Source organism: Anabaena sp. UHCC 0253 (assembly GCF_009712085.1).
Lineage (GTDB): Bacteria > Cyanobacteriota > Cyanobacteriia > Cyanobacteriales > Nostocaceae > Dolichospermum.
On sequence record NZ_VILD01000001.1, the window covers coordinates 124,661 to 136,862 of the forward strand.

The 12,202-nt window shown below is 39.7% G+C and carries 9 protein-coding genes; 5 read left to right on the top strand and 4 right to left on the bottom strand.

Annotation, left to right across the window (positions count from 1 at the left end; translation table 11 throughout):
* A partial coding sequence (locus tag FJR38_RS27955; protein ID WP_254449293.1) for an efflux RND transporter permease subunit occupies positions 1-1,833 on the bottom strand: 1,833 nt, incomplete at its 3' end.
* Positions 1,834-1,989: 156 nt separating this feature from the next.
* Positions 1,990-2,640 carry a cobalt transporter gene (locus FJR38_RS00605; protein ID WP_254449294.1) on the bottom strand — a complete coding sequence of 217 codons (651 nt, stop codon included), beginning with the start codon at positions 2,638-2,640 and terminating at the stop codon, positions 1,990-1,992.
* A 141-nt stretch (positions 2,641-2,781) separates the two neighbouring features.
* Between FJR38_RS00605 and rppA the strand changes: the two genes are divergently transcribed.
* Both rppA and rppB read left to right on the top strand, forming a co-directional pair.
* A complete protein-coding gene (rppA, locus tag FJR38_RS00610; protein ID WP_168535566.1) occupies positions 2,782-3,474 on the top strand; it encodes a two-component system response regulator RppA in 693 nt (230 codons plus the stop codon).
* A 213-nt stretch (positions 3,475-3,687) separates the two neighbouring features.
* Positions 3,688-5,061 carry a two-component system sensor histidine kinase RppB gene (rppB, locus tag FJR38_RS00615; RefSeq protein ID WP_168534856.1) on the top strand — a complete coding sequence of 458 codons (1,374 nt, stop codon included), beginning with the start codon at positions 3,688-3,690 and terminating at the stop codon, positions 5,059-5,061.
* Positions 5,062-5,663: 602 nt separating this feature from the next.
* Here the strand turns inward: rppB and FJR38_RS00620 are convergent.
* Both FJR38_RS00620 and FJR38_RS00625 read right to left on the bottom strand, forming a co-directional pair.
* Positions 5,664-6,035 carry a HetP family heterocyst commitment protein gene (locus FJR38_RS00620; RefSeq protein ID WP_168496034.1) on the bottom strand — a complete coding sequence of 124 codons (372 nt, stop codon included), beginning with the start codon at positions 6,033-6,035 and terminating at the stop codon, positions 5,664-5,666.
* Positions 6,036-8,468: 2,433 nt separating this feature from the next.
* A complete protein-coding gene (locus FJR38_RS00625; protein WP_254449295.1) occupies positions 8,469-10,727 on the bottom strand; it encodes a GH116 family glycosyl hydrolase in 2,259 nt (752 codons plus the stop codon).
* A gap of 349 nt (positions 10,728-11,076) precedes the next feature.
* Here FJR38_RS00625 and FJR38_RS00630 point away from each other — a divergent pair, with 349 nt between their 5' ends.
* The 3 genes from FJR38_RS00630 to FJR38_RS00640 form a co-directional block, all read left to right on the top strand.
* Positions 11,077-11,313, top strand: a complete 237-nt coding sequence (locus FJR38_RS00630; RefSeq protein ID WP_168498753.1) for a hypothetical protein — start codon at positions 11,077-11,079, stop codon at positions 11,311-11,313.
* A gap of 35 nt (positions 11,314-11,348) precedes the next feature.
* Positions 11,349-11,594 carry a type II toxin-antitoxin system HicB family antitoxin gene (locus FJR38_RS00635; protein WP_168534858.1) on the top strand — a complete coding sequence of 82 codons (246 nt, stop codon included), beginning with the start codon at positions 11,349-11,351 and terminating at the stop codon, positions 11,592-11,594.
* Positions 11,595-11,761: 167 nt separating this feature from the next.
* Positions 11,762-12,202, top strand: a 441-nt coding sequence (locus FJR38_RS00640; RefSeq protein WP_168534860.1) for a DUF29 family protein, incomplete at its 3' end; no start/stop codon positions are given.

Genomic DNA, 12,202 nt, shown 5'->3' on the forward strand with positions numbered 1-12,202 from the left:
AGTGCGTCCTGCCCGTATCTGCACCCACTCATACAAAGGATTATCTTGAAGCGCACTAGACAGTGCTATCCCAGCCCGATTGGTCATATCTAGGGAAACACCTGGAAATAAAACCATTGAATTGACCAATGATTTCTCCTGAAATTCGGGCAGAAACACCCGTCCGAGAGAGGGAACGATCGCAAAAGCAGCAACCAACGCAGCAAGTGCTACACCCAGAATAATTTGGGGCGATCGCAGCGACAGATTTAACAATGGACGATATAACCGTTCTGCCCAACGTGAGATAAATGTACCTTCTTGGGGCAGGGTTTGGTTTGCCAGCAGAATGGCACACAAAGCAGGTGAAAGGGTCATGGCTACCAAAGTAGACGCACAGATGGAGAGCAAATACGCCAAACCCATCGGTGCAAAAATATTACCCTCAACACCCGTCAAACTAAAAATTGGTGCAAACACGACCACAATGATCACCGTGGAAAAAATCACGGCTAACCGCACTTGTACAGAGGTGTCATACACCACCTCGAAGGGATGTTTGGGGTTGCCTTGTGCCTGATTAGTTCGCAGTCCGCGATAGCAGTTCTCCATGTCCACGATTGAGTCATCCACAACTGAACCAATGGCTACGACTAAACCGCCCAAGGTCATAGTGTTAATGCCCAAGCCAAAAGCCTTCATGAACATTAAGCCAATCAACAAAGACAGAGGAATTGCACTCAGAGTAATTACGGCGGTGCGCCAATTCATCAGAAATAACAGCATAATCACCGACACGATGATGATGCCTTGAATCAGGGAACTGCTGACATTGGTAATAGCAGTATCAATAAAGTTAGACTGCCGAAACGTCCGCGCTACCTGCACATCAGAGGGAAATGTCGCCTGTAAAGATTGCAGCATCGCTTCTACTGCTTTTGTCACCGTGGGAGTATCAACATCAGGCTGTTTGTTAATCATCATCACCACAGCCGGCTGACCATTAAAACTAGCATCTCCCCGCTTCAGTGCTGCACCCGTTTTGACTTCCGCCACATCTTGGAGCAAAATCGGTTTCCCATCTTGCACCTTGACCACTGATTGCTGTAAGTCTGCAATTGATTTTACCTGCCCAATACCGCGCACCAACAGTTCTTGACCACCTCCAATGAGAAATCCACCAGGAGCGTTAGAATTTGCGCTTTTAGCAGCATTGGTAACTTCAGTCAGGGAAACATTGAGCGATCGCAATTTTTCTGGATCAACTAGCACCTGTTCCTGTCGTTCATCCCCACCGTAAACAGTAACTTGGGTAACTCCCGGCACAGATAGAATTTGATTGCTCAGGGTGCTATCAACAAGACGGCGCAAATCCATCAGCGAGGTTTTCCCCTGCCCATTCACAGTAAAGGCATACTGTAAAATCGTACCCAAGGGCGATGCTAACGGTGAAATTTCCGGTGGATGGACCCCTTCAGGTAACTGATTTGTCACCTGCTGGAGTCGTTCTGTCACTGATTGCCGAGCTTTATAAATGTCCGCTTCCTGGTCAAACACCACCTGCACCATAGACAGTCCGACTTTGGAGGAAGAACGCACCGTAGTCACCCCTGGTAAACCATTCACCGCACTTTCAATCGGCACAGTAATTTGTGATTCCACTTCCTCTGGAGCTAGTCCAGTCGCTTCGGTGTGAATATCCACTTGGGGGGGCGCAAATTCAGGAAAAACGTCCAGTGGCATCTGTGTAACAGTAAATACTCCCCACACCGTTACTAAAATCGCACAGATAACTATAAACCAACGTTGAGCAATTGAGTTTTTGAGAATCTGATTCAGAATAGAATTCAACATTTCAATTAAAAATCTCCCTTATGGGACTTACAGCAGTTTTCATGTATTTAGACCACACACTGATCTCTGTATTTCTTTCTTCCTTTGCGCCTTTGCGCCTTTGCGTGAGATATAAAAATGTGGTTCATTTTTTTATGATTTTGCGTAAGTCCTGTCTTATTCCGACAAGTCGCTTTTCTTTTTACCCATACCTACGACAAAAGCGATCGCTCCACCCACAAGCACAACTCCACCACCAACTCCTGCTAAAATACCCATCGGCAATCCGCCCGATTGCTGAGTTGTTTCACCAGCCTGTGAGACGAGATTACCGCTTGCATCATGGCTATGAGGTATTCCTTGAGCATCTGCCTGAGCATGGGTTGTATCAGTTTTAGGAGTGGGACTCGCGGCTGGACTGGTTGCTGTATCGGCGGTTTGAGTTTTACGCGATTCAGCATAGAGCGACAAACTACCTTGGGTAATGAGCTTTTCCCCAACTGACAATCCTTTGGTAATAGCGATTAATTCGCCTTTAGTCGCACCGGTGGTAACTTCCACTGGCTCATAAAAATCCTTATACTGCACAAAGACTATCTGTTTATCATTGGCATCAACCAATGCCGTTACCGGAATCATCACAGCAGATCCAGATTTGGCAGAAGAGGCGATGGGCGTGACAACAATACCTAACAGTTGATCGGTTTGAGCATTGACTTTCACGCGATTAATGCCGCCCGTTGCTTGAAATTCATCACCATGTCCGACATGAGCAAATACAACTGTGGGCGCACTAATAGTTAAACTGGCTGCCAGAATGGAACTCATTAGCATAAAAGGTTTCATAATCACTCCTCACAATACGGGTTAAACAAAAGTTCTCCATAGTTTGCCAAAGGTCAGATGAAATCCAGGTGAAATGGCAAATGTTTTTGTAAGATCAAGCTCGTGGTTGATTTCCCTGAAGTGATGCGAATTTTACTGGTGGAAGATGAAGCGGATTTGGGGTTGGCAATTAAGCAAGTTCTGATTAGCGAAAGATATGTGGTGGATTGGGTGACAGATGGCACTGAGGCATGGCTCTGTCTGGAAAGCCAGTGGACAGATTACACAGTTGCTATTGTTGATTGGCTACTACCGGAAATGTCGGGATTGCAGTTATGTCAGAAGCTCAGACTACACCAAAATCCCTTACCAGTGCTGATGCTGACTGCTTTGGGGCAGCCGGAAAATCGTGTAGCAGGGCTGGATGCGGGGGCTGATGATTATTTAGTTAAACCGTTTGTGATGGAAGAATTGCTGGCACGGTTGCGGGCGCTTCAGAGGCGATCGCCTCAATTACAACCGTCTACCCTGACTGTTGCAGGTTTTACTCTGGATACCGCCAACAATGTGCTAAGAGTAAATTCCGATGAATCTACGCCTCTAATAATTCCCCTAACTACCAAAGAATTTCAGTTGCTCATGTATTTGATGCAGAACCCCAATCGCATCATTCCCGGTAGTAAATTACGTCATCAACTTTGGGACATGGATGAAGAGCCGATTAGTAATGTAGTTGCAGCGCAAATGCGCTTATTACGGCGCAAGTTAGCAAATCATGGTTGTCCCTGCCCGATTGAAACTGTTCCCGGTGCTGGCTATCGTTTTACAGCTAAATGAACTACATTTTTATATCTCACGCAAAGGCGCAAAGGCGCAAAGGAAGAAAGAAATTAATTTAGATAGGACTTACGCACAAGTCACGAAAGAACGAACCACGAAGGAACGAAGGACACGAAGAAAAGAGGGTTTCAGAGATATTTTGCGTAAGTCCTATTAGAGTGTGGTCTAAATATATGAAAACTGCTGTAATTCTCAAGTTGATTTTCGGCTATGAATAGCTATTCTCTTTTTCGCCGCAGTCGTCTACGGTTAGCCCTTTGGTATGCGGGAGTTATGGGTGTGATTTTGAGTGTTTCTGGTTTGGGGATGTATCGCGCAATGGTACAAACAAAGTGGGCAGGAATGGAGCGCGAGATTGAATCAATTGCTGGAACTTTACACGATAGCGTTGAACCACTGTTACCGCCTTCTGAAGAACCGACTGCGGTTTTGCAACAAATTTTTCCTGATCTTTGTGTAAGTGGACAACCTTGCAAGGCTACGCCAACGCTGATTCAACGGCACACTATCGGCATCAGCGATCGCACTACATATTATATTCGTCTGTTCAATCATCAAGGGAAACTTCTGGCTTTTTCACCCAATCAACCGTTATCTCTACCCCCAACTCTCAACAGCAATTCATGGCAAACTTTTCGCACGGCTAAGGGCATTCGTTATCACCAATTCACCACGATTTTGCATAGTGCCAATACCCATCATCTCGCTAATGAAGCAAATTCATCTTGGGGCTATTTGCAAATTGGCCGCACTTTAGAACATTTTGATGGGGAAATTAGGCGAATTCAATGGATTATGGCGATTGGGTTGCCTATTGCTCTGAGCTTGGTTGCTACTTCCAGTTGGTGGCTTTCCGGATTAGCAATGCAGCCGATTTACCAGTCTTATCAGCAACAGCAACAGTTTACTGCAAATGCTGCCCACGAATTGCGATCGCCTCTGGCTAGTCTGTTGGCGACTGTGGAAGCTATCCTCCGCATACCCCAATCAAATCAACAAGATATACAAATCATGCTTCATACTGTTGAGCGACAAGGGCGAAGGTTGAGCCATTTAATCGCTGATTTGCTCTTGTTAACCAGTCTGGAGCAAAATTCAGGTGCAAAACCTTTTCAGCCCTGTTGCTTAAATGATTTGGTGAGCGATTTGACTGAAGAATTTTTAGAACTGGCTACTGCTGCTGATATTAACTTAAAGAGCCAAATTCCCACTTGCGAGGTTTACACTCTAGGTAACGAATCGCAACTTTACCGTTTAGTGTCAAATTTGATTGCCAATGCCATCCAGTACACACCCAGAGGGGGATATGTAACTGTTAGCTTAATCAAGGGTGATTATACTGCTGTGATTGCGGTGAAAGATACGGGAGTTGGGATTGGGCTTGCTGATCAAAAGCGAATTTTTGACCGCTTTTACCGTGTTGATGGCGATGCCTACGGCGGGCTGCGCCTACGCTCTCGTAAAAACGGAGGTACAGGATTGGGGTTAGCTATAGCTGTGGCGATCGCCCAAAAACATCAAGCGAGTCTAAAAGTTGAAAGTCAGGTGGGAAAGGGTAGTATTTTTACGCTAGAAGTAAAATGAAAAAAGAAGCTGTAAAAATATTACAGCCTCAAATTTTTGTTACATCAATTGCCAGTTGACATAACAGTAATAAATTGATTTGCGAATAATAGAATGATTTGACCATGACTTTTCCCTTTCCTAATCTACGTTTGGTACTAAAGTTAGCCAAACTTTAGTAACACCAAATTCAATAGCAGGAGTCCTATAGTAATTTCCATCTTATTAGGGCAACCCACCACCCCGATTGAAAATTACTCAGACTTATTAGGAAAAAAGACCACCATTAGTCATGATTCATCAATCTTGATGTAGAATTTATTTAATTAATGAGAAACTGAATGCTAAAGCAATCAGCTTATGTGTTTCATGTCCAGACACAAACAGTTTTTTGGGAAAAATGCAACTGGTCTGTCATGAACCTTTGTTTAGGTTGCTATTTCTAATTTATAAGATGTTACCCGTGTATATTTGCCATTCTGGCAGATTTTTACAAAGGCTTCAGTAATTGCAGTTACTCACATTTTATATCAGTCCATATTGAGTAACACACAATTACGGTATTGGCAACAACACAGGGCATGAATTGTATCCCCGACAAATTTTAAATTTCGCCCTGGGTACTATGCTGATTTCTTTTCCCTACTGTTAGCCTTTTGCTTGCCTCCCACTTCCAGATAAGCTATGTCTTTAATCTTGCTTAAACAGCTAGATGCCAGACTGCTTTCAGTCCTTTTTTCTCCGGTTGGTTTAGCAATTTTCAGACTTTCATTATTTTGGGAATTTGACCTACTTGTGCGGGCATTTTCTTTCAAGATGCGGTTATAAGTGCGATAAGGGATATAGTGCATCGGATTATAGCCAACGAACCGCAACATTAAAACACAAGCCCAAGAATACTTCCCGGCTAAAATTGCTTCAACTACTTGGTCAAACTGTTCGGGATGAATTTTTGGTTCTAAGTTGTTACTACTGCCAGCAATATCTTGATTCATAATCTTAGTTGTCTGTGAATTGAGTAAATTAGTCCAGTTTCTGCAAATGCGATTGTCTTGATTGCAGTTGATAAACAGCTTCAGCTAAATTGCTGTTGCGGGAATGACCGGAATCTATAGGTAATCAATTGGTGGCAGATGTTGATGTATAGTAACAACTTTTTGACTGACAGTAATTGCCAGCCTAGATACCTCACGGGAATGGAAGACTGAGCTAAAAATTGCATTTGACCTGATGATTTTTTTCATAACCTGACCTGCGATTGAAAACCTGACTGTTTTTAATCAAGCCTGTGTGCTGCTGTGTTTTGCCGTATATACCCTGATTGTCTGGGCAGTTTTCCAGTTTTCATTTAGTCATGCCTATGGCTTTCAGAGGTAATGTGTATTAATTACTTCTGGGCTTCAGGTTTGTACTGACTCATGAATCAAAGATAAAAATTTACCTTTTTTCTGGTTTCTACCTGGAGAACTTGAGTTCAACGTAGCTTTTCGTAGATGCGATTGTGTACTGTTGAAACTTCCAAGTGGAAATTTTCTGCTTTTCCTTAGTTACTGCTGTATAACTTCTTACCATTAATTATGATGCTTATCAGTAAAAGCTCATATTTTCTTAACGGAGTCAGGAAAATCATTGATTTCTCAATTTCAATAGCCACATTTTTATTTATACTATTTTTTGTCGCTAATGTCATCTGCCAAACTGGCAAGATTTAAGTTAAATTTACTGAACATATCTAGATATTTACTTATGTCTTGTGCAAGTTTGAGTTTTGTCCCCACTCCTAAAAAAAAGAGGGGGTGACACCCCCCATTTTAATCTGATTGGCAGATGCTATTATCGTAATACGAAGCAAAAACACTACGACTGAGTTCAATCTATATTCTTGGCATATAGATTATATGAGATACATTTTAAACAATAATATCTATGATTTTAATCCCCAATATTCCTACATTTAGGATCTAAAAATATGAAGGCGTTTAATGATTAAAGCCTTGCTATAAAAGAATTACAGAGTTTGATATCAAGTTAAAGTCAACAAAAACTGTGATTAAATATGAACTAAAAAATAAATTAAATATTTATCCAACTTCATGATTTTTGATAATCTAAATTTATATAATTTATTAATTAATCTATATATTTATTTTTGAGCCAAGTGAACACTTTTAGTCAGGTGTAGATAGATAAAACTGTATCGCTATGAACTTTTGATGATGATTAAATTAATTTACTTATATTCATTTACTCATTAGGCAAAATTGCTTTTTGATTAAATAAAAATTTTGATAATTATATGTATATAGCCGATTGATATAAGTGAGATTACAGTGATAGTTATTAAGTTGATATAGTGGGAATAACTATCATTATTTGTCATGATTTACTGATGATATTCCTGATTGCAGTTGATACTTCGGTCTGGATTGAGAATAAATTCCGTATGGCAACTCAGTATCAGGAAATAAAATATTCTAGAAAATTCAGTATGTGAACCGCTGTTGTTCAGCTTTGAAAGGGGATTCACGACGGGAATTTTTTTTCCACCGCTCTAAAAAAATTAAGAGCGAATTACTTGACAAAGAATAATGAGGAGGTTATATTGTAACTCCCAAGCTGTTGAAGTTTTTCTAAACTTTTCAGTGATAGGGAGAAGTTTTAAAAGCGATCGCTAAATTAAGATTTTTATACTACTAAAACTACCTGGGAACTTATACCCTAAACTGCGAGTCATAAATAACAACTGCATTTGAACCTGACGAACCTGACAAAATAGATTGATAAAGCTACTGCTGTCCTTGCTTTATTGAACTAGACCGATACTACTTGTAGGATTAGATAATTGAAATCTACTGATAAATTTTCATCTGTCTCAACTGGAGTACAAGAATTATTTAAGTAGGCAATTTTAATTTTTGATCCGGTGAAGGTACGACATTTAAACTTTTTTATCTCCCATAACCCTAAATAGAATAGGGGGCTGGTGAGTATATATTGCTGATTTGGCTAAAAAGTTAACTTTGACTAATCACCAAATTCAGTACACAAAAATTATATCTTTACCGCTTGTACGCGATGCTATTGCCACAGCCTCTGCAAAACGCAATTACTTGTGTAATTTATTGTTAATTGCTGATTTCTCATTTTTTCAGTGGCTTTTCGATTGACAATTAACCCAATAATACTGAGACAGAGAATTTACACGGTGATTGATCAACATAACTAAATCAGGGAAAAGAGGCATATCTTAAAGCATTATTTTTCAGATTTAAATTCCTCAACTCTTACCATTACTGATTTTTTTGCCGATTTCCGGAAATAACAGGGAAATTTGATCTCAAGTCTGGAGATTTTGTAAAGCAGAAGATCCCCGATTCATCTCAGAAGTCAGGAATCTAGAGCTTTATAGCGAATCCCTAAGGCAAAAATTAGGTATTAATGAGTAAATAAATTCCCCAAATAGCCATAGCGCGGAGATAGGTACTAGCGCGGAAAGTACCATTAGCGGTAATTGCTTCCGGGGTGCGGAATTGCAAACCATTGTCGTAAATTTGCCTAACCACAGCCTCAGTTAACTGCATGGCTTCATTTTTCATCTCCATTTGCACCAGGAAGGCTGCTAGACCAAAATTGATTCCTGTCCAAACCTCCAAAGGATGTGTAGAATTGGGATTTTCTGGTAAACCATTGGGAAGAACACCATTAGCAGCACCAAATTGACCATTTTGGAACTTGAGAAAACAGGAATCATAGACTTTTCTCAACGCAGAAATAGCATGATCATGGGGGACAATATCTGGTAAACTCAATAAACGAGCGTAAAATTGCCCACACAATTGATCAGCCATCACCACATCAGAACCACTTTCACTATCCAAACGGTAATATTCACCATTCCAAAGTTTGGCTTGGTATATTGGTTTAGATTCATTTAACCAAGTTTGATAAATTGATTTTTGCGTTTTTGTGTCTTTGTAGTCTGTTAGAATATCACTGATTGCGATCGCACTTTCCAAAGCTGCTAACCACAAACCACCACAATAAGCACTCACACCTTGTAAACGCCAATCATCGAAAGTTTGGTCAGGAGCGCCGGAATTTTCTGGTATACTGTCACCATCGAGATCAAATGTTTTCACATAATCGAGAGTTTGGACAATAGCATCCCAACAATCTGCTAAAAATTGGATATCATTTGCACCAGTGAAGAGAAAATCTCGATATACCTGCAAAACAAAATCACAACCTAAATCTTTCCACAGATTACAATCTTGATAACTAGTGTAATTGGTTTTTTCCCAAACCCATTCATTGGGTGCGCCTAAATCGTGGGGTGTCGCACCGGCAACTTTACGAACTGCGAGGGGACTTTCAGATTTGATAGTCAAATAATAACCGATAATTCTAGTTCTATCATCACTTTGGGGAATTGCTCTGGCAAAAGCGCGAATTACCGATTTTTCCAATTCAGGAAATAACATCAACAGTCCAAAAGAACCGTATAACCGCACATCTAAACTTTCATACCAACGGTAATCTAAACATTCTAACACAGCGAATTGACCAACGGGATCAATTTCTGAGGCGGCATTCCAGAGAGTTCCTCCGCTGGTTAAATCGTAGAGTTCGTTAAATAAAGCCATTTTGAACCAGTCAGGTAAATCTGCTTTTTCTAAAATGGGATTTTGCCAATTTTGGATGAGCGATCGCCAATTCTGATATTCTTTAAGTGCAGTAGTCGCAATCTGCCAAGCATTCTCACCATTACAACCAAAAAAATCTGTATATCTGCGGTAATAGTTCACTTCTGCTGCAAATTCTGTGACTGGAAAATCCCAACTTAGCACAAAAGGAACTTCCAAATTTTCCCCAGGTTGCAAAGTAAAACGCACCGCAATGGCCGCACCTAAACGAGTATTTTCATCTGCGGGAATTTCATCTATATAATTAGGTAAAGAACCATTTTCAGAAAAACTTTGCCAAACATCTTCCCCATTACCCACAGGATTAAATCGGGAATGATGAAATATTTCCACTTGAGGATTTTTTAAAGTTGCAATACACCAAGTTCCGTCACCTTCTTGAACAGTTTGATTATCAGCAACTTGACCTAAAACGCAACCAAAATATTGATCCTCTTCTGCTAACCAATTATAATTTCCTTGACTTTGTCCCCAAGCTGGTTGATATTCATAAACAGGACTACCATCATCTCTAACTCGCACTTCAGGAGATTTCAAAGTATTAGTAAACCAACCCACCATATTTTCCCAAGTTAGCATAATGCTAATAGTAATTGGTGCATTAGTTGGGTTATGTGCTTTCCACAAAAAAACCGCGACAGGATAACTAGTTTCTTGATAATTATCTGCCCAAATTGGCGAAAATTGCTCACACGTTAATTGTGATTTAAAGACATTTTCATAAACAAACCAACTGCGAGGATAAAGTGCATGATATGTTCCTGAATTCTGTTCCTCAGATGTTGGATACCATTGCCAAGATTGCAGTGTATGATCTTCTGGAGGTTGGGTAGATAATGCGTAAGCTTGTCCAGATTCAAAAACACTAAATTGACAAGCAGGAACATTTTTGAAAGTATGTTCTCCCCCGTCAATATGCCACAGGTTAAAGTCTCCCCGTGAAGAACGTCCTATACACCCTGCACCAAAGCCACCAAGGGGCATTCCGTGCCAGGGACCATCATCAATATTACTAGGATAACGGACGGTGTAGGGCTGATCCCAGCCTAAGCCAATGGGACGTTTCCAGGTGCAGGGGGGGTATTTGGGGGTGGTTTGTCATGGTTTGAGTTTCACGGTTGACGCTAATGAAGACTAGCGCGATGTGTGATTTTTCTCAAGTCGTTAGGAAAATATTTTTATTATTTTCGGAAGTTAGAAAAAAAGGGAGGTTTATATTTTTATTTCGCGCAAAGAGGCAAAGGAGCAAAGACGCAAAGGTTTAAATTATATTCTTGTAGTTTTAACTTATATGTTAGAATATAAACATCCCCAAAGTAATAAAAATACGCCCATGATTACTCAAGTGATGATTCAACCCTCATCCTGGGTAGAGTCAGGAATCGAAATCAGCAAAGTTAGAAATTTGAATTTATTTAAATTTAGTTCAGAATTACAATCTCGGTTAGATGAACTTTCTGAGAAAAATAAAGCAGGAATGTTAAACTCAAAAGAAGAGGCTGAATTAACAGGAATATTAGAACTGGATAGGATTTTTACTTTGCTGAATGCAAAAATAATTGCTGAGTAATGACTTTGATTTTCATTTATAAGGAAATACTAAAAATGTTGGCAAGTTACATTGATAAAGCAATGGAATTAGCAGTTTATGAAATTATTGAAGACGATAGTAGTTATTGGGGTGAAATTCCTGGTTTACAGGGAGTATGGGCAAATTATCAAACCTTAGAAGGTTGTCGTCGTGAATTAAGAGAAGCATTAAGTAATTGGTTAGCTTTGCGTTTACGTTTAGGGTTAAATATTCCTGTAATTGAGGATATTAATTTAAATCAAATTACACAGTTTGTATAAAATGCCTAGACTAACACCTGTTTCTCAAAATTATTTGATCAACGACAAGCTGGAGTTTCTAGAGAAGAATGGTTAGGAGGATAGAATAATGTTAAGCAAATTAGGAGATGAATTCTTGAATTTTGCTATATTAAATGTAGTTGAGTTAATTTGAGGTTAATACAAAAATGACACAGGAATTAATAGACCTCAGAAATAGTATTTTAGAACAGCGTTATGCCGATGCTTTAGCTATTGTTGATGAGTTAGAGGGGATGAGTAAAAAAGCAATTATACAACAAATAAAGTCTTTTTTAAAGATTTTACTAATACATCTCATTAAAAATCAAATTGAACAACGGCTAACCAATTCTTGGGCAGCTTCTATTAGAAATGCAGTGGTAGGAATTCAAGATATCAACTTGAAGGAAAATAAAAAATCCTATTATATTAATGTTGATGAATGGGAAGATTTAATTTTAGAGGAAGTTATAGAAAAAGCTATAGCTGATGCTAGTGATGAGGTTTTAAATGGTGCATATAATCAATTTCAATTGGAGGAAATCATTGATAAACCGGAGTTGATAGCAAAAGGTTGTCAATTTTTAGGTTTGACTTATGAACATTCG

Excerpts from the sequence above, each read along its gene's own strand:
- FJR38_RS00605 (WP_254449294.1), bottom strand. The coding sequence starts at position 2,640 with ATGAGTTCCATTCTGGCAGCCAGTTTAACTATTAGTGCGCCCACAGTT.
- rppA (WP_168535566.1), top strand. The coding sequence starts at position 2,782 with ATGCGAATTTTACTGGTGGAAGATGAAGCGGATTTGGGGTTGGCAATT.
- rppB (WP_168534856.1), top strand. The coding sequence starts at position 3,688 with ATGAATAGCTATTCTCTTTTTCGCCGCAGTCGTCTACGGTTAGCCCTT.
- FJR38_RS00620 (WP_168496034.1), bottom strand. The coding sequence starts at position 6,035 with ATGAATCAAGATATTGCTGGCAGTAGTAACAACTTAGAACCAAAAATT.
- FJR38_RS00625 (WP_254449295.1), bottom strand. The coding sequence starts at position 10,727 with ATGCCCCTTGGTGGCTTTGGTGCAGGGTGTATAGGACGTTCTTCACGG.
- FJR38_RS00630 (WP_168498753.1), top strand. The coding sequence starts at position 11,077 with ATGATTACTCAAGTGATGATTCAACCCTCATCCTGGGTAGAGTCAGGA.
- FJR38_RS00635 (WP_168534858.1), top strand. The coding sequence starts at position 11,349 with ATGTTGGCAAGTTACATTGATAAAGCAATGGAATTAGCAGTTTATGAA.